At 66.9% G+C, this 23,600-nt stretch carries 20 protein-coding genes and 1 pseudogene; 7 read left to right on the forward strand and 14 right to left on the reverse strand.

What is annotated here, in order from left to right:
- Positions 1 to 73 precede the first annotated feature (73 nt).
- Together ACVN90_RS15445 and ACVN90_RS15450 are read right to left on the reverse strand one after the other, a co-directional pair.
- Complete coding sequence (locus ACVN90_RS15445) at positions 74 to 322, reverse strand: hypothetical protein (protein ID WP_475099095.1); 249 nt, start codon at positions 320 to 322, stop codon at positions 74 to 76.
- A gap of 60 nt (positions 323 to 382) precedes the next feature.
- Positions 383 to 589, reverse strand: coding sequence for a hypothetical protein (locus ACVN90_RS15450; protein WP_475099096.1), 207 nt, complete (start codon positions 587 to 589; stop codon positions 383 to 385).
- Between the two features lie 247 nt (positions 590 to 836).
- On the opposite strand from ACVN90_RS15450, the pseudogene ACVN90_RS15455 reads away from it, so the two are divergent.
- Positions 837 to 1,862 (forward strand): annotated as a pseudogene (locus ACVN90_RS15455) (IS110 family RNA-guided transposase); the annotation flags it as partial.
- Between the two features lie 220 nt (positions 1,863 to 2,082).
- Here the strand turns inward: ACVN90_RS15455 and ACVN90_RS15460 are convergent.
- Entirely contained in the window at positions 2,083 to 2,913 is an 831-nt protein-coding gene (locus ACVN90_RS15460) for a zinc-ribbon domain-containing protein (protein ID WP_475099097.1), read from the reverse strand.
- A 40-nt stretch (positions 2,914 to 2,953) separates the two neighbouring features.
- The gene (locus ACVN90_RS15465) at positions 2,954 to 3,475 is read right to left on the reverse strand and encodes an SRPBCC family protein (protein ID WP_475099098.1); all 522 of its coding nucleotides are present in this window, start codon (positions 3,473 to 3,475) and stop codon (positions 2,954 to 2,956) included.
- Between the two features lie 101 nt (positions 3,476 to 3,576).
- Between ACVN90_RS15465 and ACVN90_RS15470 the strand changes: the two genes are divergently transcribed.
- On the forward strand, positions 3,577 to 4,053 hold the full coding sequence (locus ACVN90_RS15470) for a winged helix-turn-helix transcriptional regulator (RefSeq protein WP_475099099.1): 477 nt from the start codon (positions 3,577 to 3,579) through the stop codon (positions 4,051 to 4,053).
- A gap of 108 nt (positions 4,054 to 4,161) precedes the next feature.
- Positions 4,162 to 6,405: a winged helix-turn-helix domain-containing protein gene (locus ACVN90_RS15475; RefSeq protein WP_475099100.1), complete on the forward strand. Its 2,244-nt coding sequence runs from the start codon at positions 4,162 to 4,164 to the stop codon at positions 6,403 to 6,405.
- A gap of 23 nt (positions 6,406 to 6,428) precedes the next feature.
- Here ACVN90_RS15475 and ACVN90_RS15480 read toward each other — a convergent pair whose 3' ends face one another.
- Both ACVN90_RS15480 and ACVN90_RS15485 read right to left on the reverse strand, forming a co-directional pair.
- Complete coding sequence (locus ACVN90_RS15480) at positions 6,429 to 6,719, reverse strand: carboxymuconolactone decarboxylase family protein (protein ID WP_475099101.1); 291 nt, start codon at positions 6,717 to 6,719, stop codon at positions 6,429 to 6,431.
- A 302-nt stretch (positions 6,720 to 7,021) separates the two neighbouring features.
- Positions 7,022 to 8,902, reverse strand: a complete 1,881-nt coding sequence (locus ACVN90_RS15485) for a phosphoenolpyruvate carboxykinase (GTP) (protein ID WP_475099102.1) — start codon at positions 8,900 to 8,902, stop codon at positions 7,022 to 7,024.
- Positions 8,903 to 8,955: 53 nt separating this feature from the next.
- Here ACVN90_RS15485 and ACVN90_RS15490 point away from each other — a divergent pair, with 53 nt between their 5' ends.
- The gene (locus ACVN90_RS15490; RefSeq protein WP_475099103.1) at positions 8,956 to 9,180 is read left to right on the forward strand and encodes a hypothetical protein; all 225 of its coding nucleotides are present in this window, start codon (positions 8,956 to 8,958) and stop codon (positions 9,178 to 9,180) included.
- Between the two features lie 335 nt (positions 9,181 to 9,515).
- Here the strand turns inward: ACVN90_RS15490 and ACVN90_RS15495 are convergent, their stop codons facing one another.
- Positions 9,516 to 10,556 carry a LacI family DNA-binding transcriptional regulator gene (locus tag ACVN90_RS15495; RefSeq protein ID WP_475099104.1) on the reverse strand — a complete coding sequence of 347 codons (1,041 nt, stop codon included), beginning with the start codon at positions 10,554 to 10,556 and terminating at the stop codon, positions 9,516 to 9,518.
- A 135-nt stretch (positions 10,557 to 10,691) separates the two neighbouring features.
- Between ACVN90_RS15495 and ACVN90_RS15500 the strand changes: the two genes are divergently transcribed.
- Both ACVN90_RS15500 and ACVN90_RS15505 read left to right on the forward strand, forming a co-directional pair.
- Positions 10,692 to 11,627 carry a dihydrodipicolinate synthase family protein gene (locus tag ACVN90_RS15500; protein WP_475099105.1) on the forward strand — a complete coding sequence of 312 codons (936 nt, stop codon included), beginning with the start codon at positions 10,692 to 10,694 and terminating at the stop codon, positions 11,625 to 11,627.
- Positions 11,628 to 11,751: 124 nt separating this feature from the next.
- A complete protein-coding gene (locus tag ACVN90_RS15505; protein WP_475099106.1) occupies positions 11,752 to 13,071 on the forward strand; it encodes an Nramp family divalent metal transporter in 1,320 nt (439 codons plus the stop codon).
- Between the two features lie 239 nt (positions 13,072 to 13,310).
- Here the strand turns inward: ACVN90_RS15505 and ACVN90_RS15510 are convergent, their stop codons facing one another.
- A complete protein-coding gene (locus ACVN90_RS15510) occupies positions 13,311 to 14,540 on the reverse strand; it encodes an IS110 family RNA-guided transposase (protein ID WP_475099107.1) in 1,230 nt (409 codons plus the stop codon).
- Positions 14,541 to 14,811: 271 nt separating this feature from the next.
- Positions 14,812 to 15,804: an aldo/keto reductase gene (locus ACVN90_RS15515; RefSeq protein WP_475099108.1), complete on the reverse strand. Its 993-nt coding sequence runs from the start codon at positions 15,802 to 15,804 to the stop codon at positions 14,812 to 14,814.
- A 510-nt stretch (positions 15,805 to 16,314) separates the two neighbouring features.
- Here ACVN90_RS15515 and ACVN90_RS15520 point away from each other — a divergent pair.
- Positions 16,315 to 18,336 carry a beta-galactosidase gene (locus ACVN90_RS15520; RefSeq protein ID WP_475099109.1) on the forward strand — a complete coding sequence of 674 codons (2,022 nt, stop codon included), beginning with the start codon at positions 16,315 to 16,317 and terminating at the stop codon, positions 18,334 to 18,336.
- A gap of 17 nt (positions 18,337 to 18,353) precedes the next feature.
- Here the strand turns inward: ACVN90_RS15520 and ACVN90_RS15525 are convergent, their stop codons facing one another.
- The 5 genes from ACVN90_RS15525 to ACVN90_RS15545 form a co-directional block, all read right to left on the reverse strand.
- Positions 18,354 to 19,547 (reverse strand): Gfo/Idh/MocA family protein, encoded by a 1,194-nt coding sequence (locus ACVN90_RS15525; RefSeq protein WP_475099110.1) that lies wholly within the window; start codon positions 19,545 to 19,547, stop codon positions 18,354 to 18,356.
- Positions 19,454 to 20,467, reverse strand: coding sequence for a LacI family DNA-binding transcriptional regulator (locus ACVN90_RS15530; RefSeq protein ID WP_475099111.1), 1,014 nt, complete (start codon positions 20,465 to 20,467; stop codon positions 19,454 to 19,456). Before ACVN90_RS15530 ends, ACVN90_RS15525 begins: the two co-directional genes overlap by 94 nt.
- A 116-nt stretch (positions 20,468 to 20,583) precedes the next feature.
- On the reverse strand, positions 20,584 to 21,483 hold the full coding sequence (locus ACVN90_RS15535; RefSeq protein WP_475099112.1) for a family 43 glycosylhydrolase: 900 nt from the start codon (positions 21,481 to 21,483) through the stop codon (positions 20,584 to 20,586).
- A gap of 53 nt (positions 21,484 to 21,536) precedes the next feature.
- Positions 21,537 to 22,475 carry a carbohydrate ABC transporter permease gene (locus ACVN90_RS15540; protein WP_475099113.1) on the reverse strand — a complete coding sequence of 313 codons (939 nt, stop codon included), beginning with the start codon at positions 22,473 to 22,475 and terminating at the stop codon, positions 21,537 to 21,539.
- Complete coding sequence (locus ACVN90_RS15545) at positions 22,472 to 23,467, reverse strand: carbohydrate ABC transporter permease (protein ID WP_475099114.1); 996 nt, start codon at positions 23,465 to 23,467, stop codon at positions 22,472 to 22,474. The genes ACVN90_RS15540 and ACVN90_RS15545 overlap by 4 nt, the downstream gene beginning before the upstream one ends.
- Positions 23,468 to 23,600 lie beyond the last annotated feature (133 nt).

The following is a 23,600-nucleotide window of genomic DNA, read 5'->3' on the forward strand; positions in this document are numbered from 1 at the left end:
ACCGGCCCACCGAGTGAAGTTCGCCGGATCTTCTCGCTTTCGACAGAAAGCCGCCCATCGGGCGGCTTTCTTCTCATTCCCACGCGGCGACGAGCATCCAATGACCATCGACCTCTTCGACGTCCATGACGCGGGTGCGATGGTCGACGTCGCTGCGCGCCGTGAACCGCCAGCTCTGGAACAGCCGGCCGCCGTCGCTGCGGGTCGGGGTGTCGATGATGCGCCATCGCTCGTGATCGATGACGAGGCGCACCGGCCGCCCCTGCTCGCACCAGACTTGAACATCCTCACGTGCCACCATCCGCATGATGTCCTCCTTCATCGAATCTATGTTCGATAGTAGGCTGCAAAAAGCCCGGGCGCAACAGTGGATGCGTTCGGACTAAGCGGAGCGGTTGTCGGCGTCGGCGCCGGCATCCACCGCGGCGAGATGGATCGCGGCGACACCGTCGCGAAGCGCCCCGACCGGCACCTCGACGGTCTCGTACTGGGACGTGAATCCGTTCTCGTCGACCACCGACACGGTCACCAGAACGTGGCCCCGTCGCGGCAGGCGCGACGCGGTGCGGGCGAGTCTCTTCGTTTTCATGTCCCCTCCGCCCACCACCGTAACGACGACCTCCGACGTTGAGACTGGTAGCGCCCCGCCGAGCGTCTGACTCAGCCTCCGACTGGCCCTGGTGCCTTCAAAGTGATCCGTCGACACGGGCGGGGCTTCTGAGGTCGCCGACCAGGCGGACATGACTTCATAGGAGCCTGGGCGAACAGGCCCCCATCAACGTCCTGTCTGCCCGCCCGGTCGGTTGCCGATCCGACTAGAGAAGGGCAGAACCATCATGACAACACCTGCGGTGGAAGTCATCGCCGGAGTCGACACGCACGCCGATACGCATCATGCCGCCGTCGTCGACAGCGCCGGGCGGAGACTGGGCGATCGTCAGTTCCCGGCGACTGAGGCCGGCTATCTCGCGCTGATCGCGTTCATCGTGTCGTTCGGTGTGCTGCTGCGGGTTGGTGTCGAAGGCACCGGTTCGTACGGGGCCGGCCTGGCCCGTGTTCTGCGTGATCACGGCATCCTGGTCAGTGAGGTGATCCGCCCGAACCGGCAGACCCGGCGGATGCGGGGCAAGTCCGACCCGATCGACGCGTACGCCGCTGCCGCGACCGCGCTGGCCGAGACCGATCTGCCCGTGCCGAAGACCGCGGATGGTCAGGTCGAAGCGATCCGACACGTCCTGGTCGCCCGCCGCAGCGCTGTCAAGGCCCGCACCGCCGCGCAAGTGCAGATCAAGACCCTGTTGGTGACCGCTCCCGAGAAGATCCGCCAGAAGTATCGGGGCCGGACCGATAAATCCCTGATCAGCACCCTCGCCGCCACCGGCCCGGCCGATGCCGTCGATGTGACGACGATCGTCGCCCGCACGCTCCGGTCCCTCGCCCGCAGACACCAGCAGCTCACCGACGAGATCACCGACCTCGAGTCCCTCCTCGAACACCTCACCAGGCAGCAGAACCCGGCCCTCGCTGCCGCGAAGGGCGTCGGCCCGGTCACCGCCGCGCAACTGCTCGTGACGGCCGGAGACAACCCGGAACGGCTCCACGGGGAAGCCGCGTTCGCCGCGCTCTGCGGAGTCAGCCCGATCCCCGCGTCCAGCGGGAAGACCACCCGCCACCGCCTGAACCGGGGCGGTGACCGGCAAGCGAATGCTGCCCTGCACCGGATCGTGCTGGTCAGGATGAGCTACGAACAACGCACCCGAGACTACGTCGCCAAGAAACGCGCCGAGGGCCGCTCAACGCGGGAGATCATCCGCTGTCTGAAACGCACCGTCGCTCGGGAGATCTTCACCCTGCTCACCCAAGACGTCGAGATCCCAGCCTTCGACGATCTCCGCCCTCTCCGCCAGCAACGCGGCATCAGCCTCGAGACCGCCGCCCAACACTTCAGCGTCTGGCCCATGAAGATCTCCACCATCGAACGCGGAAAACGACGCGACGACGACTTCGCCACCACCTACCGCAAATGGCTCCTCACGGCTTGACAACCAATAGGAGCATCACGCGCTCGCCGCACGCGCGGACTCACCTCAGGTACGCATCCACGAGGAGCGCCCCACGGATGCTGCGCAGCGTGTCGACGAGCAGCGCGCTCCCGCGCGTGGTCCACGCCGACATCACGATGTCGTGCGGACCGATCGGCTCCAGCTTCCCGGTGCGCACGCGGACCACTTCCCACCCCGCCGCGCGAACGGCCCGATCCTTGCGCCGGTCCGCGTCCTCGCGCTTGCCGACGTGCTCCAGCCCGTGCCTGCCGACGGTGTCGTACTCGAGCGCGATCCGCAGCTCCGGGAGCAGGATGTCGGGCCACACCTCGAGGTGGTCGAAGAAGGGCCGCGTCGTCCGGATCGCGGTGAACCCCGGGGTGACGGCCAGCGTCGCGAAGACATCGGCACGCATCCGCGCCTCGACGGCCGACGCCGGCTTCGGCGCGCACACGCTCACGAACGGCTCGCCCACCGCAAGATCCGGGGTCTTCGCACACAGCGTGCGCGGCGGCTTGCGGCGCGGCGCGCGCTCGGCCGCCGGCATCCGTGTCGAGATGCGCGGCGGGTTCGCCAGCGCCGAACACTCCGGACACCAGGCCGAGCGGCGCCGTTCGCGGCCGGGACGCTCGCGCTGCTCCGACGGGGTGGCGACGAACGTGTGCCCGGCCTCGCACTGCCACAGCAGCAGCACATCAGCCGCGGGCGGAACCTGGGTGAGAGTGATGCCCGCGTTCAGATCCGGGTGGTACTGCCGGATCAGCGCGGGATACGCCGCCCACTCCGACCGGTAGGTGCCCACGGGGTAGGGCACGTCGACGCCCTTGGAGAACTGGCGCCTCGCCCACCACAGTTCCACGCGCTCCGGCATGGCCGCACTCTAGGCGGCACCGCCGACATGGCCGGTCCGGCTACCGCCCATCGCGCGCCGCAGCCGCCGCGGCGACCTGGCTGTGCAGCTCCGCGTGGTCATCGGTGGTCAGTTCCTCATCGCCACCGAACACGTATGGCGCACCCTCGCCCGTTTCGATGCGCGCCTTGAGGCTGCCGTTCACGAACATCCCCCACGCGTTCGTGCAGATGTCGTAGCAGTCATCGTCGGCAGTGAGCCCGTCGTGCGTGAACACCACGCGCGTGCGGCCGTCTTCCTCGACGATGTCGAACCGGACAGTCGTGCCGTTCCACTCCTGCTTGTCGTCGACGAAGTCGAGATGACTGCCGGTGACCAGCCACGTCACGCGGCGGCCGGGCTCCAACTCGGTGACACGGAATCCGCTGTAGTGCAGGCCCGGGACGACGTAGACGAACTCTCCGCCCACCTCGGTGGTCGAACCGGTGGTCCGTCCCCACCATCCTGCGACGTCGTTGATCGCATCGAATGCGTCCTGCGCCGAGGCGTCGACGGCGATCGTCGTGGTGAAGCTCGCGGTCATGCTCCTGCTCCTTCGCTCGCGACCCGTTCGGGTCGATGACTTGCGTGATGCAAGCGACCCTAGCTCCACGACTTGCATCACGCAAGTGATAGATTCGACCCATGCTCGGCAAGACGTATGACACGCAGGTGTGCTCGATCGCACGCTCCCTCGAGATGGTCGGGGAGCGTTGGAGCCTGCTCATCATCCGCGACGCCCTGTTCGCGCGCGTGACGCGGTTCGGCGACTTCCAGCACAACCTCGGCATCGCGACGAACGTCCTCACCTCGCGCCTGGACTCCTTCGTCTCGGCCGGCATCATGGAGCGGGACGCCGCAGCCGACTACGTTCTCACGCCGAAGGGCCGGGCGCTGGCTGTTTCGCTGATCGCACTGACGGAGTGGGGCGACGAGTGGGCGTCACCGATCGATCCCCCGATCCTCTACCGCCACGCGGTCTGCGACAACGCCGTCCACTCCACGGCCACCTGCGACGCCTGCGGCGCCGTGCCGGCGGAAGAGGTCGCGATCAAGATCGGACCCGGCATGCCCGCCGAGTACCTGGCGGCACGACGCGGTGGCTCGCGCGCGCAGTCATAGGCGCAGCATCCGTCCTCGATCCGTCGCGGAGTTCCGGCCTGATCGAGGCCGGCGCCGCGCGCGACGGAGCGTTTGTGATGGGCTCTCCGCCCCAATATGATGCGGACCGTGCCGGACACGCTCCGAGACGCGGTCCTGGGGGGACGCGATCTGCAGGCGGTGCTGCTCGAGAGCAAGACCCAGGTTCCACCCTGGCGGACCAATGCTGTCAGCAGACGTCGTCAGATCGAGCGCGCCCGAACGAGCGACGCACGTATCGTCTCGGTCGCCGCTCCTGCCGGATACGGCAAGTCCACCATGCTCGCGGAGTGGGCGGCGTCGGAATCCCGCGCGGTGGCCTGGGTGTCGCTGGAGCGCACCGACGACGATCCCGCGAGCCTGCTGCCGGTCGTCGCATCCGCGTGCTCGAGCTTCTCACCGATCGCCGAGGACGTCGTCGATGAGATGCGGGGCGTAGGCTCCGGGGCCCTCGGACGATCGGCGCCCCTCCTCGCCGCGGTGCTCGCCTCCGCGCCGAACGATTTCGTCCTCTTCCTCGACGACCTGCATCTGATCGGCTCACCGGCCTGCCAGGACGCGCTGGAAGTCCTCCTCGCGAGGGTGCCGGCCGGCTCGCAGGTCGTCCTCGCGGGCCGCCAGGAGCCGCCCGTTCTCGCGCGACTCCGCGCGCAAGGAGTCGTCTGGGAGGTGTCCTCCGAAGATCTGAGCCTGGACGCCGCCGGCGCCCGTACGGTTTTCGACGCGGCAGGAGTCGCCGACATCGCCGAGACGGACCTCGCCGGCATCGTCGCGAAGTGCGAAGGCTGGCCGACCGGCCTGTACCTGTGCGCGCTCGTCGCACGAACGGGCGGCGACGCCACGAGCATCACCGGCGATGAACGGTACGTCGCGGACTACCTCTACCGCGAATGCATCGAGCGCCTTCCCGAGGCGACGCAGCTCTTCCTTCGTCGCAGTGCCGTCCTCGATCAGATCTCACCGGAAGCGTGCAACGCCGTGCTGCAGATCGGGGATGCACGACGCCGACTCGGCGATCTCGAGGCGGCGAACCTGTTCCTCGTCCCGATGGACAGGACCCGGAGCTGGTTCCGGTTCCACGCCCTGTTCCGCGAGTACCTCCTCGGGGAGCTCGAGCGCTGCGAAGGCGCCGATGCGGCTTCCGCGCTGCACCTGCGGGCGGCGCAATGGCACGAGGAGCAGGGGGCTCCGGCAACGGCCGTCGAACACCTGCTCCGGGCCGGGAAATCCGCACGCGCGGCCGCGCTTGTCACCGAGATCGCACTCGCGATGTACGAGCAGGGCCAGATCACGACGGTGCGGCGCTGGTTCGAAGAGCTGGGTTCCGCCGTACTCCTGGCCAACCCCACCCTCGTGGTCCTCAGGACGTGGGCCGCCGTACTCCTCGGCGAGGTGGCGGAGGGCGAGAAGTGGTCGGCGGAACTCGACCGAATCGACACGGGTCCGTTTCCCGACGACGATCGGGTGCTGTTCGAATCGGCGCGGTCCATGGTGCGCGCGGCGATGTGCAGGCACGGGCATGAGCAGCTCGTCACCGACGCCGCGTACGCCATCGAGCACGAGCCCCTGACGAGCCCGTGGCGGGCTCAGGCGCTGCACCTCTGGGGGTCGGCGATGGTTCTGCGCGGAGACTCGGATGCTGCGGCGGATGCGTTCGCGGAAGCGATCGAGGTGGCGCTGATCGTGACCGCGCCGGACACCGTGATCCTGAGTGAACCCGAGCTGGCGCTGATCGCGATCGAGAACGGACACTGGGCCACCGCGGCCGCCCATTCACAGCGCGGTGTCGACGCGATCGATGCGAACCACTTGGAGGGATACCCGACGACAGCATTCGCACTGGCGGTCGCCGCTCGGGTGGCGGTGCACGGCGGCGAGCGCGAGCGAGGCGAGCGGCTCCTCACCCGGGCCATGCGGGCGCGAGTGGGATGCACGCATCTGCTCCCCTTCCTCTCGCTGCGTGTGCGCCTGCAGCTGGCGAAGGCTCACGTCGCGCTCGGCGACCGCTCGGCGGCGTTCCATCTCCTGGCGGAGTGTGACCTGCTGCTGCGCCGAAGGCCCAACGTCGGGGTCGTCTCGACGCAGATCGAGGAGTTCCGGGCGGCGCTGTCCGCTGAACCGGACACCCGGGGGACGATCCCGCTGACGCCGGCGGAACTCCGCCTGCTGCCCTACCTGCAGACGCACCTGACGATCGCCGAGATCGGCCAGCGCCTCTACGTCTCGCGCAACACCGTGAGTTCCCAGCTCAGCTCGATCTACCGCAAGCTCGGAGTGACGACGAGAGGCGGCGCGGTCGAGCGCGCTGTCACGGTCGGGCTCCTCGGTGGATAGGCGGCCGACCGCTGCCCGCCGCCTCAGCGGTCGTCCTGCAGGTCGTCGGTGTAGCCGAGCGCGGAGGCGATGCGCGGGGCCGCAGCCACCGCCCTCGGCAGGCCGACGACGGAGACCAGCCCATCCACCACGGCGATGATCTCCTCGGCCGCAACCCCCGCGGAGAGCGCATCGTCGACCGCGGTCCGCACCGACACATCCGGTGCGGACATCGCGATCAGAGCGGTGATCGAGACATCGCGACCACAGTTCGCCGGAATCGTCGGCAAGGGCGGGGTCGCCGATGCAGAACCGCCGGAGAAGCTCAGGTCCATCCAACGCCGGTCTCCCCTTCGCGAACGAGCTGCAGATTGGTTCCCCAGTCCACACGGAAGCGCTCACCCGCGCACCATGCAGATAGCGTGATCCGCTTCACGCGAAGTCCGACAGACCTAAGCTCGATCGCGATGACCTCCTCCTCGCGTTACCCCGCGACGATAGGCGCGCCCGCGGAACATGAGTTTGTGATCAGCAAATCGCGCTTCATCGCCCACGCGCAGCCCGTGCGCGAGCCGAGCGAGGCGGATTCCCTGATCGCCGCCATCCGCAAGCACACTGGGACGCCGGTCACATACGATCAGGTGGGGTCGGAGTTCATCTCCCACTTCTTCGGCGAGCGCCACAGGGCGCTGGTGGTGAGGGAGCGGATCATCTCCATCTCCTTGGGCAGCCGGGTGTAGAGCTTCATGAACAGCTCCTCCTGGTCGAGCAGCTCGGACGTCCAGTCTCGGCGGTTGATCGCCATGCACTCGAAGAACTGCTCTTCGGAGAAGTCCAGGCCGTCCCACGTGAGGTCCTCGTACCCCGGCACCCAGCCGAGCGGGCTCTCGATGGCGAGCGCCCGGCCGCGGGAGCGCGCGACGATCCACTGCAGGATCCGCATGTTCTCGCCGAAGCCCGGCCAGAGGAACTTCCCGTCCTCGCCGCGGCGGAACCAGTTCACCTGGAAGATGCGTGGAGGATTGCGGATGCTGCGCCCCAGCGCCAGCCAATGGTTGATGTAGTCGCCCATGTGGTAGCCGGCGAACGGGAGCATCGCGAAGGGGTCTCGGCGCACGACGCCCTGCTGACCGAATGCGGCGGCGGTGGTCTCGGAGCCCATCGTCGCGGCCATGTACACCCCGAACGCCCAGTTGAAGCTCTGCGCCACCAGCGGGATCGTGCCGGCGCGGCGGCCGCCGAACACGAACGCACGGATCGGCACCCCGGCAGGGTCATCCCACGACTCGTCCAGCGCCGGATTCAGCGTCGCGGGCGACGTGAACCGGGAGTTCGGGTGCGCCGCCTTCGTCCCCGACTCGGGCGTCCAGTCGTTCCCCTCCCAGTCGATCGCGTGCGCAGGCGGGGGCCCGTCCATGCCCTCCCACCACACGTCGCCGTCGTCGGTCAGTGCCACGTTGGTGAAGATGGTGTCCGAACGGATCGACTCCATCGCGTTCGGGTTGGTCGCGTACGACGTCCCCGGGGCGACCCCGAAATATCCCGCCTCGGGGTTGATCGCCATCAGCTGGCCATTCTCCCCCGGCTTGATCCAGGCGATGTCGTCGCCGACCGTCGTCACCTTCCACCCCTTGTCCGCGAACGCCGACGGCGGCACCAGCATCGCGAAGTTCGTCTTGCCGCACGCGCTCGGGAACGCTGCCGCAACGTACGTCTTCTCGCCCTCCGGGTCGGTGACACCGAGGATCAGCATGTGCTCGGCGAGCCACCCGTCGTCGCGCGCCACCGTCGACGCGATCCGCAGCGCGAGACACTTCTTCCCCAGCAGAGCGTTGCCGCCGTACCCGGATCCGTACGACCAGATCTCCCGGGTCTCCGTGAAGTGCACGATGTACTTCTCGGTCGGATTGCATGGCCACGCGACATCCTGCTCACCGTCTGCCAGCGGCGCGCCAACGCTGTGCATGCACGGAACGAACTCCCCATCCGCCCCGAGCACGTCAGCCGCCGCGCGCCCCATGCGCGTCATGATCCGCATGCTCACGACGGCGTACGGGGAGTCCGTGATCTGCACACCCAGCTGCGCGATCGGCGAGCCCAGAGGCCCCATGCTGAACGGCACTACATACATCGTGCGGCCCGCCATCGACCCCGCGAACAGGCCGCGGAGGGTCCTCATCATCTCCCGCGGATCCATCCAATTGTTCGTCGGACCGGCATCCTCCTCGCTGCGCGCGCAGATGAAGGTCCGCTCCTCCACACGTGCGACGTCGCTCGCATCGCTGCGGGCGAGAAAGCTGCGCGGCCGCTTCTCGGGGTTCAGCCGGATGAAGGCGCCGCTCTCCACCAGTTGACCGCACAGTGCGTCATACTCGGCGTCCGAGCCATCGCACCAGTAGATGTCCTTCGGCGTGCACAGGTCGGCCATTTGCTGCACCCAGGCCACCAGCCCGCGGTGCTGGATCCAATCAGGGGCGCCCACCTCTGGAGCACTGTCCGGGTCATGCAACTTCGCCATGGAAGGTCCATCCCTTCGAAACGGTCATCGCAACAAGGATGACGGCGCGGAGGGTGCACGTCGAGATCTCGGGCGCACACGCGATCGATTCGCCGCCGTTGAGGAAGGACCGTTCGTCGACGTGCATCGCGGGCGACGGGGTTCACACCGAAGAACGCGGTGCCGTCGTCGACGTTCTCGAGGATGTGCGCATGCCGACCCCGGCGCGCAACCCACCGACCAATGACAAAACCCCCGGCGATCCGGGGGTTTTCATCTGTAGCAGGAGCGGGGCTTGAACCCGCGACCTCACGATTATGAGGACTGACCAGGGGTTTACTGTCGATCCACCTCGGCCCGCCAGCCGCGGGATTCCGCGGATTTGTCGCACCATCGCCCCTACTCGACCGGTGGTGTTCTGAATCGACCGTGGGCAAAATGTGGGCACACCCACCCACCCATCCTGTGATGTCTCAGGACATCGGTGACAGTTCTGTATCCGGACATCTCAGACACTTCATGACTGCTCGGCGGCGTCGGCGCGCGGAGGCAGCGTCGAGGACCGTCGTCGCCACCGGCTGTCTCCTGGGCGTGAGCACCGGTCAGATCGGTGATCTGGCGCAGTCCCTCAGGATCAGGAGGCTGCCACGGCACGCTGCGCACGGCCGGTGGAGGCGCGCGGAATCAGCGTGGGCAGGGCGCGTCGGATCGGGGCGCCGGCCGGTTGCTGTGCGAAGAGCAGGTCCAGGGCGGTCGTGGCGATCTGATCGAACGGCGTTGCCACTGAGGTGAGGGGAGTCGGGAGACGGGACGCGAGCGGGATGTCGTTGTAGCCGACGATCGACAGGTCGATGCCAGGTTCGAGCCCGAGGTTGAGCGCGGCGCCGATGATGCCGACGGCGAGATTGTCGTTCGCAGCGAACACGGCTGTGGGGCGGGTGTCGGCACGGAGCAGGGTGTAGCCGGCCTGGCTGCCGTGATCGATGCCGTAGCCGGTGATGACGACGCGGTCGTCCGGCAGCTCGAGACCGGCCTCGGTGAGGGCGTTCTTGGCGCCGCGCAGGCGGTCCTGACCGCTCGAGGTGAATGATGGGCCGGTGACGACGGCGATGTCGCGGTGGCCGAGATCGAGGAGGTGGCGCACGGCGAGGTAGCCGCCGGTCTCGTCGTCGCCGAGCGACGAGGGGCTCACGCCGTCGGTGCGCAGCACGAGCACGTGCGGAACTCCGCGTTCGCGCAGTGAGGCGGGAAGGGAGTCGTCGAGTCGGGCTGTTGCCAGGACGAGACCGTCGACGCCGCGATCGAGGAGGGTCTCGGTCGCTCGACGCTCTTCATCGGCGTCGTCGCCGCAGGTGGCGACGACGGCGAAGTATCCCTGCCGGCGCGCGCCGCGCTCGATCGCCTCGAACATCAGCGCCATGACCGCGTCCGTCAACCGCGGCACGAGAACGCCGATGGTCGCGGTCGCGCCCCGCCTCAGGTTGGCGGCGAAGACGTTGCGGCGGTACCCCAGCCGCTCTGCCACCGTCCGCACCCGTTCGGCTGTCGCCGATCGAGAGGGCGTCGCGCGCTCATCCAGGATGCGGCTCACGGTCGAGATGCTCACCCCGGCCTCGTCGGCCACTTCGCGAAGCGTTACTGCGGGACGGCGTTCGGCGGGTCCGTCTGTCGTCATCAGCGCAGCGTCCTCTCTCATCAGGGTGTTGACATTCTCTCGCGTCATCCGCATACTTGCAAACGTTCTTGCAAACGTTCCCGGGAACGATCCCGCGACACTGGAACCCTCAATGAGGAGATAAAGGAGAGAAAAATGGTTCTCGATCTTCGTGGACTGAACCCCGCCCCCGTCACGCCGTTCACCGAAGACGGTGCGGTCGACTACGCGGCCATCCAGCGGCTCGGCTCGTGGCTGGGGTCGATCGAGGGCGTCAAGAGCCTCGTGGTTCTCGGCCACGCCGGCGAAGGCACCTTCCTCACCGAGCAGGAGCAGCTCGATGTGATCCGCGCCTTCCGCGACTCCGTCGAGGACCGGCTGCCGATCATCGCGGGCATCACCAAGGAGGGCAACCTCACGGCGGCGCTCGAAGCAAAGGATGCGGCGAACGCCGGCGCGAACGGCGCGCTGGTCTACCCTTCCCACGGGTGGCTGCGGTTCGGCTTCCAGCCCGGTGCGCCGCAGACCCGTTACCGCGCGATCTGGGAGGAGTCGGGGCTCGAAGAGATCCTCTTCCAATACCCCGACAACACCAAGGCCTCGTACGACCTCGACACCCAGCTCGAGATCGCAGGTCAGGAGGGCGTCAACCACACCAAGAACGGTGTCCGCAACATGCGCCGCTGGTACACCGAGATCCCGGCGCTGCGCGCCGCGTACCCGGACCTGCAGGTCTTGTCGTGCCACGACGAGTACCTGCTGCCCACGATGTTCGACGTGGACGGGCTCCTCGTCGGCTACGGCAACATCGCCCCGGAGCTGCTGGTCGACCTCATCGCGGCGGGCAAGGCGAAGGACTACGAGGCTGCGCACGCCATCCACGAGCGTCTGCTCCCCGTCACGAAGGCCGTGTACCACCGCGGCTCGCACATGGAGGGCACCGTCGCGCTCAAGTGGGGCCTGGTCAACCGCGGCATCCTCGAGCACGCCACCGTTCGCGAGCCGCTGCTCCCGCTGCCGGCCGGCGCCGACGCCGAGATCGCGGCCGCGTTCGCCTCGGCCGAGCTCAGCAACGTCGCCGTCCCGGTCTAACACGATCGCTTGGGGCGGTGCCCGGTCTGCTGAAGCACCGCCCCAAGCCCACCGCCGGCCACGCCGGCGGACACGAAGTCAACGAAGACTCACCGGCCACGCCGGCTCCAACGAGGGAGAAGCCATGAGCAGCAACCGCACACCCACGACCCGTCCGCCGGCGACGCCCGGCACTGGACACGGGCGCATCTCTACCGAGACAGTGAGAACCATCGTCCAGTCCACACCCCGCCGCACGTTCTGGAGGCGGCTCGCGCTGATCGGGCCGGCCTTCGTCGCCGGCGCATGGCAGTTCGGCCCCGGCAACCTCACCACGGCGATGAACGCCGGCGCGAACTACGGCTATGCCCTCATCTGGGTCATCATCGTCTCCACGATCCTGATGATCTTCCTCACCGACATGAGCGTGCGGCTCGGCATCCGCACCCCCGTCTCGCTCGTCTCATCGATCAAGCAGACTCTCGGCGGATGGGTCGGCGTGGTCGCGGGCATCGGAGTATTCCTGATCACACTGTGCTTCTCCGTCGGCAACGCCGTCGGCTCAGGTGTGGGCCTCGCCATGCTCATCCCCGGCACATCCCCGGTGATGTGGACCGTCATCTGCACCGTCGCCGTCGCCGCCATCCTGCTGCTCAAGGGCATCTACGGCGTCGTCGAGAAGATCCTCATCGCCATCGTCGCCCCCATGGCGTTCTGCTTCATCGTCTCGGCATTCGCCGCCAACCCCGACTGGGCCGCCGCCGGCGCGGGCCTCATCCCGGTCGTTCCCGACGGCGCCTGGCTCCTCATCATCGGCCTCGTCGGCACGAACTTCTCCATCAACGCCGCCTTCTACACCTCCTACGGCACCAAAGCCCGCAAGCGCACCGAGGCCGAGTACCGCGACATCACGATCGTCGACACGGTGCCCGGCATCATCGCCCCGGGCATCATGACCGCGCTCGTCATCATCGTCGCGGCCGCCGTCCTGAACGCCACCCGCACCGACGCCCCCGGCGCGTTCGGCGGACTCGCAGCGATCTTCGCACCCGTCGCCGGACCCGTCGGCGCATGGATCTTCGCGCTCGGATTCTTCGGCGCCGCGTTCTCGTCGATGATCCCGAACTGCATCGCCGGCGGCACCATGCTCTCCGACGCGCTGGGTCGCGGCGCGACCGCGGAAACGATCACGGCACGCCTGGGCAGCGCGTTCATCCTGGCCTTCGGGATCGTCGTGACGATGATCTTCTCCGGCTCATCGCCGGTGCAACTCATCATCATCGCCCAGGCTCTCACGGTGCTGTTCGCGCCCATCCTCGCGGTGCTGATCATCATCATGGCCAACAACAAGAAGCTCATGGGCGCCCTGCGCAACAAGTGGTGGCAGAACGTCCTCGGCCTGGTCGGGCTGGCCTCGGTTCTCGCCCTCTCCGTCCGATTGGTCATCAGCCTCGTCGGCGGCTAGCTTTCGCGCGGGCAGTCAAGAGTGACGGTGGGCGTGCGGTATCGGCCGAGCGCGCGGACTGGCCTCGGCTGAGGTTCGCGACGGGTGGGGTTCGGAGGGGTCCGGCTCGGGCCGCCGATGGTCGGCAGGCTGATCAGGCGCCGTGGTCGGCAGGCTTTCGTGTGCGCCGTTGAAGGCGGCCCAGCGCGGACGGGCGGCAAGCTAGGTTGCGCCGTCGAGCGGCATAGCTACCGTGGCCGTCACCGTCCGCGACTGAGCCTTCCCCGACGATACGCTTCCTCGTCGAAGGGTTGCTGGGTTACGAGCATCCGGTAGATCAGGCGGCAGGCGTTACGTGCGAGGGCGACGCGGGCCTGGATCGGCGCCATGCCACGGGCGCGCAGCTCGGCGTTCCGCTCGGTGAAGGCTGGCGAGGACTGCGACAGGCCCCAGGCGATGCCCATCAGCGCGTCACGATGTTCGGCGAGGCCCTGTCGTGAGATCCGGCCGCGGCGCCGGATGGTCGCCGACTCGTACATCGCGGGCGCGAGCCCGGTAGCGGAGTAGAGGTGCTCAGCGTCAGGGAAGCGATCGATCGGCAGACTATGCGCGGCGAACGCCGCAGCCCTGTTCTCGGCAACGCCGGGCAGAGTGCACAGGATCTGCCCGGCGGTGCGAGCCAGCAGGACGGTGATCTCACCCTCGACCGCCGCAATGTCGACGAGCAGGTGGCGGTAGCGGTCTACGTCTCGTCCCAGCCGTTCAGCCCGCGCAGCCGCGTCTGGCGGTGGAGGGAGGCAGTCCCGCCACCGGTCCGCCCAGTACTGCGCGGTGGCCTTCGTCAACCGGCCCGGCGATCTGGCGGTCAGCGAGCGTGCGGACGGCGCCCGTCCGGAGAAAGCGACCGCGCAGGCCAGCACCGCTTGACCGGTCGGTGTCTCGACAGGCAACGACCGGCCGTGGTCGGCCGGCGCTGACAGACCCGGGCAGAGCGCGTTGAGCTGGTCGTGGAGCCGCTGCTGGGCCTTCTTCCGGTCGGCTACAAGCCCTCGGCGATGTCGCACCGCGGCACGCAGTTCCTCGACAACTGCTTCCTCGGCCTCGCGCCGTCCTGCGCCCTGGCGAGCCAGATAGGTGAGCGCCGCGCAGTCGCGATCGTCAGTCTTGAACCGCCCCGAGCCCAGCTGAGTGCGCGCCGCCTTCGTCTCTGACGGCGCGAACAAGCGCAGCGAGCCGGGATGACTGCGCTCAAGCTCCGCGACCCAGGCGCGATGCAGACTGCCCGTCGCCTCGATCGCGATCACCTGCTCGCCACCATGCGCCGCAAGCATCTTCTCCAACGCCGCGATCCCGGACCGCGCAACCGGCAACGAGACCGGCGGCTCCAAGAGCCCGGAGCCATCGCTGACCCACACACGGTTCATCACTTTCCCCGGATCCACGGCCACGACCACCGTCGCCGGATCCAGGGCAACCTCCAACATGCCCATGAGCTGCCCTCCTTCTGAACGGACTCCTCCAGAGTCCTCTCAGTCACAGCTCACGGCCTATCAGCTGTACTTCCCCGACACGTTGTGAACGGCTGAGGTAGGCGAAGACCTCCGGGACGATGTGGGTAGCACCCTCACATCCACTCCACGGAGGTCTTCGTGACTCACACCAATACCACTTGTTCGCTTCAGCAGGCGGTGGGGATCGGAGCGGATCGGCTGCCTCCCGGGTTTCCTGGGCTGTTGCCTTTAGGCCTCCATTGAGTCCAACTCATCCCCTGCGGCCGAAATCATCGATGGCAGCGAGTTCGTCCGCAGTGATGTGCGCCGCTTCGAGCACTGCGAGGTTCTGGTCGAGTTGGTCGATGCTGGATGCGCCGATCAGCGCGCTCGTTACCTCGGGTCGCCGGAGCACCCACGTAAGGGCAAGCTGCGAAAGCGTCTGACCGCGCTTGTGGGCGAGTTCGGTGAGGCCCCGTGCGGTGGCGAGGTACTCCTCCCCGATGTCCGAGGATTTCATCCACCGCCCCTCGGCCGCGCGAGAGTCGGCGGGGACCCCTTCGAGATAGCGCTCAGTAAGCAGACCCCCTGCGAGGGGCGAGAATACGATGCATCCAAGACCGGACTCAGCGAGCTCGTCGAAGAGTCCATCCTCGGGGGCGCGGTCGAACATGTTGTATCGCGGTTGGTGGATGGTCAGGGGGATGTTCTCGGCACTTAACGCAGAGATGGCAGCCCTCGTCTGCTCGGGACGGTAGTTGGAGACGCCTACGTACAACGCCTTGCCCTGTCGCACCGCGGTCGCCAGGGCTCCTACGGTTTCCTCGATGGGCGTCTCGGGATCAGGTCGATGCGAGTAGAAGATGTCGACGTAGTCCAACCCCGTCCGCCGCAGCGATTGGTCGAGCGAAGCGATCAGCGACTTCCGCGATCCCCAGTCGCCGTAGGGGCCCTCCCACATCTGATAGCCGGCCTTCGTCGACACGACGATCTCGTCTCGATAAGGCTTCAGGTCGCTCTCGACGATCCGACCGAACGCGCTCTCCGCTGCGCCCGGCGGCGGCCCGTAGTTGTTCGCGAGATCGAAGTGCGTGACGCCACGATCGAACGCGTGAGTGACAAGTGCGCGTTGCGTCTCCCACGCTCGCGTCGTCCCGAAGTTGTTCCAGAGACCCAGCGAGACCCGCGGAAGTCGAAGTCCGCTTCGCCCGGAGCGCACATAGGCCATCGAGTCGTAGCGATCGGCGGCGGCGGTGTATGGCATTGGTTCCTCGCGGCCGAGCGCCTGCTGCTTGCGATCGCAGCGCGGCCCCAGCCTTGTCAGTAGTCGCCCGTGCGAGCGTCGCGCTCTATCGTGTCTTCACAGAGCAGCGATTCGCCATGCATTTTGGGGTCCCGAACCTGGACGATTCGATGGGATCGACGGCACCGCAACTTTCGATCATGCTTGCGGCTCCTGCAGCATGGCGGGCGCGGGCGACGGAGCCACTCGATGGGGATAACGCTTCCAGCGACTACAAGAGCGTTTGCCTTCGCATGGCTTGGCGCTTCGCAGGCTCGCCCGTCAAACACCCTCGAATGATCCACACCGGCTCGCTCTGAGGCGAAGAAATCAAGAGGCTCTCGTCGACCACGTGCTGACTAGGTGGGTTGAATGCGCGTTAGGACAATGCTTGCACCTAGGATAGATTGGCCCGACGCGACGCGACGCGGTCGGCGAGCGCGCCGTCCGGCGACTTTCTGCTACATGAATCTCGAGAGCTCCCCTTCGCCAATGACGCACCCCAGCTCCACCGACCCGTTCACTGGCCGCCTCTACGTCGGCGCCAACTACCATCCGCATGACTCGTCACGCGACGAGTGGGTGAGAGATCTCGATCTGATGGCCGCAGCCGGTTTCCGGGTGCTCCGTGGGGGCCATCTCGCCTGGGACAGCTACGAGCCCTGCGATGGAGAGTTCCACTTCGAGTGGTTCGACGAGTTCATGGATCTCGCCGCGGACAGGGGCATTGGCGTGATTCTGGATATCGCCGTCCGGCCGGCACCGCTGTGGCTGCACCGCAAGCACCCGAGCATCGACATCGTCAACATCCATGGCAAGCGGGAGTACGCGAATAGCCGCTACCTCGAGGACGCCGGCGATCCGGCGTTCGTCGAGCACGCGGTGCGGTTCGCGGGTGCGATGTCGGCGCGCTACGCGGATCACCGTGCTCTGCTGGCCTTCGGGATCGACAATGAGCCCGGGTCTGGCCCCTATTCGTACTCTCCCAGCGTGCGTGATCGATTCGTTTTGTGGCTGCGGGCGAAGTACAACACGACCGACGACCTCAACCGCGCATGGGCAGGGCAGCGGTGGTCACGACGCATCAGCGACTTCGAGGAGATCGATCTCCCGCGTTCGGGATTTCACGAGGCACCGAACGAACGGATGATCGACTTCAGGACCTTCGTCTCCGACGAGATCCTCGCCACCCACAACGCGATCATCGACACGGTTGCACACAACGCGCCCACCAAACTGCTCACCGGCAACCAGTGGTACTTCGTCGAAGGAGACGACGGGCGGTACTTCGACTACGCCCAGATCGCCTATCCGGGTCGGATCACTCGTGGAGGCGGCGGCCTATACCCCCACAACTCGCAGCGAAACAAAGCCACCCTCTATCACTCGCTCTCCGTGATCGCCCGAATCCAGTTCGAAAGCCTGACCCCTTACTGGGCGACGGAGACGACGACAGAGACGGCAGTGACAGGCGCCGTCCGCAAGGCCGCCTATGCGTCGCTGCTGTTCGGGAATCAGATGATGTGCGGCTGGACGTGGCAATCGCACCACGCCGGGGAGGAGCGGTTCCTCCAAGGGCAGATCGACTGGGACGGTCAGCCCAATCGCAAGTACGACGAGTACAAGCAGATCGCACGCGAGTTCCAGCAGATCGAGGAGTTCGGTTTCCCCTATCTCCCCAGAGCCGAGGTTGCGATCGGGTTCTCTTTCGCCAGCCACCTCGCCAGCGCGGCCTTCCCCGAAACTCACGACCAGCAGCTGGACAGCATCTTCAGAACGCTCCTGGAGCTCAATATCGATGTGCGGATCATCGATGTTTCACGGAGCGAGCTGGACTACCGGATGCTGGTGCTTCCAGGCGTCGCGATCATCGACCCTGCAACGGCCGAGCGTGTCCGCGACTTCGTCGCCAACGGCGGCACGGTCATCATGACGTCGTACTCGGGGTGGTTCGACGCGCATGGTCAGATCGTCGCGTCCACTCGTCCTGATCGCCTCGACGACGTCTTCGGGATTCGGCTCGGCCCCTTCCAAGAGCCCGCGATCCTCAACGAGGCCACCGACGGTGCGCGCACCGGCGACGAGGTTCATGTGTCGTTCCCCGAGCAGACGATCGTGGTCTCCGCGCCCCGCTTCGACGAGGTGCAGTTGCGGGGCGCAGACGTGCTCGGGACGGTTTCGGGTCTCGATCTGGACTACCCGGCGGTGACGTCGAACTCATTCGGCGGCGGACGTGCGATCTACGTCGCGCTGCCGGCCCGCGACGAACTCCTGGACCGTGTGATCGCCGATGAACTGGACCGCCTCGGGATCCATCCGTCAGTCGCCGTGCCGCGAGGCGTGATCGCCCGACGGACGGATGACACGCACGCCCTCTACGTGAATGTGGCGCGCGAGCCCCGAGTCGTCGTGCTGACCGACGGCGCATCGAGCGTGCTGTCCGGCGAAGCATTGGGCACAACCATCACGCTCCCCCCCTCGGGCGTGGAGTTTGTCGAGTTCACGACCCCCTGAGAGGAACCCGCAGTCCGTCAGCCCCGTCGCATGTCGACGACGGGGCTGGCGAACCCGCGCCGGTGCGTGGGATGCTCGGCCAGCATGGCCGGTGTCACGGGCGCACCTTCTGCGGCAGCGGACGCATAGATCGCGGCGACGATCTCGAAGGAACGCGCCGGATCGGAGGCGGTGGGAGGAAGATCGCGGTCATCCAGGAGCGCGTCGAAGACATCTCGCAGGAGCGGGGCGTGGTCGCTCCGCTCCTCGTGATCGGGGAACGCCCACCTTGCAGCCTCTGCTTCGTCGACGCCGGGCGCGGGTGTGATCGACCAGTTGTCGTGACCGTGGCCGGAGAGGTGCTCGACGGTAATCGTTGCCTTCTCCGTGTCGATCCGGATGGAACTGACCTCCCGCGGAGAGACAGCGCTGCTGATCACGGACGCAACTGCTCCATTTGCGAATGTCACCGTCGCGGTCGACGCATCTTCGGTCTCGGTCTCCCGCGCGAGCCTCCACAATCTTCCCTGCACGCTGGTCCAGTCGCCGAGAAGGAAGGCGAGAAGGTCCAGTTGGTGGATGCCGTGACCGAGGGTTGTGCCCCCGCCTTCGGTCTCCCACCGGCCGCGCCATGGCACGTCGAAGTAGGCCTGTTCCCGATACCAGAGGGTCTGGCAGGTGGCGACGAGAGGGCGTCCGAGTGCGCCCGACTGCAGGAGCTCGCGAAGGTGGGCGGCTGCCGTGCCGGTGCGCTGTTGGAACACTACAGCGAGTGCCCGGTCAGCATCGGTCGCTGCCGCGAGCATGCCGTCGAGTTCGTCGAGCGACGATGCCGGCGGCTTTTCGACAACGACGTGGACGCCCGCCGAGAGCGCGGCAACGGTCTGCGCGTGGTGAGCTGAGGGTGGGGTGCAGATCAGCACCACGTCGAGCTTCGCCGCGCCCAGCAGATCATCGATGGTGTCGTAGACCGGCGGATCACCCCACGCCGATGCGAACTCCTCTGCTCGTTCCCTGCTGAGGTCGGTGACTCCCACCAGTATTGCGGCAGGGTGAGCGGCGACGGCCTTCGCGTGGAGGTGCGCCACACCCCCCGTTCCGATGATTCCGCACCGGAGAACGCGTGTGCCGTCATAGTTCATGTGGGTGCTCCTTGGTTGGTAGAGGCCACGAGCGGGGTGCTCTCCCGAATCAAAACTTCCAGTGCCAGCGCGATGCTGCTCGCATCCCACGAATCGGCGACGGCGGCGTGCAATGCAAGGTAGCCGACGTCCTCGAGCGGAACGCTCACCGTGGTGAGGCGCGGCGTGACGTCCATGCCGGCGGGAATGTCGTCGAATCCGCACAGGGCAATGTCTGCGCCGATGTGGCGTCCCGCATCGCGAATCGCGGACATCGCCCCGATGGCGAGAACATCGCTGACGGCGAAGACGAGGGTTCCAGGGTCTACTCCGTCGCCGAGCGCCTCGGTCATCGAGCGAGCACCAGACTCCCTTGTGAAGCCGTCGTGGTACACACGCTCGATTCGACCCCCCGCCCCGACGAAACCCTCGCGGAAGCCCGCCACGCGATCCTCGGACGTGAGGACACCTGACTCGGCGGCGAGCACGATGGCTCGCCGATATCCGCGGCTGGCGAGTTCTGATCCGAGCGCTGCGGCGCCGCCGACATTGTCGATGAGGACCGATCGTGCTTCTCCGGCACTTGGACCGAGTATGACGACCCGCCCTCCGGACTGAGCAAAGACGTCGAGGTCGTTCTGGACGGCGGGTCGGGGGGTTGCCGTCACCGCGCGTGAGGCGGCGAAGATCAGTGCCCGAGGCCGCTGGCCCCGCAGTGCGCGAACAAGTTGCTCTTCCCGCTCGACGTCTCGGTCGGTGACCGCAATCGTGACGACGAATCCCGCTTCGTCCGCTCCGCGCGCCACACCGGCCGCAATGAGTCCGAAGTACGGATCCGCGATGTCCGCGACGAGGAGGGCGACGATCGCGGAGCTCCCTCGCGCGGTCGCCTGGGCCAACAGATTCGCTGTGTACCCCAGCCGTGCAGCCGCCTCCTCGACACGCTCGCGGTATGTGCCCGCCACCTTTCGCGCCGAGCCGTTCAGCACCCGCGATGCCGTCGACATCGACACCCCCGCCTCGCGGGCCACGTCGTGCAGCGTGGGTGCGGCAGAGCGCCCCCGAAGCACGGCGTCATCTGTTGAGGGGAGCGTGTCCGCCGCGGCGACCGGTTCGCGGGAGGTCGGTGAAGCGGTCGCCGGCCAGGTCACGGCAGGAGTTCGGCGATGCTCCACTGATCCCGCCATTCCAGGTCGACGCGGTCACCGGTGATGCGCAGCGGAAGGAAGACGGGAGGCGACGACTTGAGGTCGTCCGGGGTCCAGCGATCGCCGATGTAGACATAGCCGTCGCCCACCGGCGCAACGACGCTCACCTGCGATTCCCAGGTGTTGGTGCCGGCCGGCGCGATGTTGCGCCAGCGAGACCAGGGCCCCTTCAGTTCGGGCGCGACCGCGTACTTGTTGTCATTCATGTTCCAGTACGTGAGGTCGGAGCCGAAGAAGAAGTAGGTGCCATCGTGCTTGACGAGTGTCGGCGACTCATATCCCCATTCGGGCCGATCTTCTTGACGCAGAGTCGCCACGATCTCGGCCGCGGCGAGATAGTCCTCGCGCAGCCGGTAGATGTGGAGTCCGTTCTGCCGATCCTCAGACAGGAGGTATGCGGTGGATCCCTCCTGGTAGACGCCGATGTCACGCGATTCGTTGCCGAGAGGACGCTCGCTGCCGCGGAACTCGTAGGGACCTACGGGGTTGTCGGCGACGGCGTAGCCGACTCGCGCGGTTTCGTACTCGGCGGTGTCGAGGTGCACCAGCATGACCCAGTAGCCGTCCGGATGAGGGAGGACTTTGGGGCGTTCAACGATGCGGTCAGGAGCGAGTTCGCCGGCACTGGCCACGAGCGAGTCGCCCTCATAGCGCCATGATGCGAGATCGTGCGAGGAATAGCACGCGATGGCCGTGAAGCGATCTCCTGCCGCTTTGTCCTCGCCCCATGCGAACCATCGGTCTCCGACTCGCTGCAGACCGATACCGTGCAGCTGCGCGACGTGACCGCGGTCATCGACGAACAGCTGTCCGGGGATGATCTGCGTCGGCTCTGACAATTCTGTTCCTTTCGAAAGGGTGGCTGTGGTGGGAGTGGAAGGTGCGGTCACGATCAGCCCTTGAGTCCCTGGGTGGCGACGCCGTCGACGAGGAAGCGCTGGAACACGAGGAAGAAGAGCAGGACGGGGATCAGGGCGATGAACGACGCGGTGACGGTGGCGCCGTAGTCGCTGACGCTGGTCTGGTCGTTGTAGAGGCGCAGCGCGATGGGCAGCGGGTAGTTCTCGGGGCTCGTCAGGTACAGCAGGGGTCCGAGGAAGTCGTTCCAGGCCCAGATGAACGCGAAGATCGAGCAGGTGATCAGGGCGGGCTTGATCAGCGGCAGGATGATCGACCAGAAGATCCGGAAGTGCCCGGCGCCGTCGATGCGGGCGGCCTCGTCCATGTCGCGCGGCATCTGGCGGATGAACTGCACCAGCAGGAACACGAAGAACGCCTCGGTGGCGAGGAACTTCGGCAGCAGGATGGGCCAGAACGTATCCACTAGCCCCAGATTGTTGAACAGGATGTACTGCGGAATGATCACGACGTGGAACGGCAGCAGCAGCGTCCCGATCATCGCGGCGAACAGGATGCTGAGGCCCTTGAACTGGATGCGGGAGAACGCGTACGCGGCCAGCGACGACGACAGCAGGATGCCGATCACGGAGCCCGCGGCGATGATGAAGCTGTTCAGGAAGAACCGCCACATCGGCACGCCGGCGATGCCTTCCATGACCTTCGTGTAGTTGGCGATGGTGGGGTTCTCGGGCAGCAGGCCCATGTTGGAGCCGAACTCGCTGTTGGGCTTGAACGTGGACAGGAACAGCCAGACCAGCGGGTAGAGCACGACCGCGGTGACCGCGATCAGCACGACGAACCAGATCACGGTCTGCCACGTCTTGCGCTTCACGCGGCGACGGGCGACGGCGGGGGCGTTCTTCTGGTCGGGGTCGACCTGGTTCTCGGTGAGGACGAGGGCGTTCTCGCCGAACGAGGATGTGGTGCTCATCGGTTGTCTCCGGCGTAGTGGACCCAGCTGCGCTGGGTGCGGAAGAGGATGAAGGCGATGACGGCGACGACGATCAGCAGCACCCACGCGATGGCGGCCGCGTAGCCCATCTGCCCGTCACTGAAGCCGCGCTTGTAGAGGTAGAGGGTGATGAAGTTCGTCATGCCGGCGGGACCGCCGGTACCGCCACTGATGATGTAGGCCGACGCGAACACCTGGAACGCGCCGATCAGGCCGAGCAGCAGGTTGAAGAAGATCACCGGCGACAGCATCGGCAGAGTGACCGCACGGAACCGGTACCAGGGGCCGGCGCCGTCCATCTCGGCCGCCTCGTACAGCTCCTTGGGGATCTGCTTCAGGCCGGCGAGGAAGATCACCATGGTGGCGCCGAACATCCACACCGCGAGCAGGATCATCATCGGCAGCACCAGCGCAGGGTTGCCGACCCAGCCGCCCAGGTCGATCCCGATCGACGACAGCGCGGTGTCGACCGGACCGTCGGAGGCGAACATCGCCCGCCACACGATCGCCACCGAGACCGAGCCGCCGATGAGCGAGGGGGCGTAGAACGCGGAGCGGAAGAACCCCGCGCCCTTGTCGCGGTAGTTCAGCAGCATCGCGACCCCCAGCGCGGCGGCCAGCATGATCGGGGTGCCCACCAGCACGTAGATCAGGGTGATCTGCGCGGACTGGATGAACGCCGGGTCGTTCGTGAACATCCGGATGTAGTTGTCGAGCCCGATCCACTTCGGCGGGCTGAAGATGTTGTAGCTGGTGAACGACAGGTACAGCGAGTACGCCATCGGGATCAGCGTGAGACCGAAGAACCCAACCAGCCACGGGATGAGGAAGCCGTAGCCGGTCAGCGTCTCCCGCACTGCGCGCCCTCGGGCGCCGGGACGAGTTGCCTGTTCCGAGCGGCGCTTGCGGAACAGGGACCGACGTGAGGACTTCTCACCGGTCACGATGACTCTGGTCGCTGTGGTACTCACGTCGACACTCCTGCGATAGGGCCGAGACCGAGGGCCTCGACATGGGATGAAGAAGGGCGTGGGGGCTACGGACAACCCCCACGCCCCGTTCCGAACGGTCCACTTCGGGGCACCACACCCGCACACACACGGG

It is taken from the genome of Microbacterium sp. F01, from assembly GCF_056156365.1.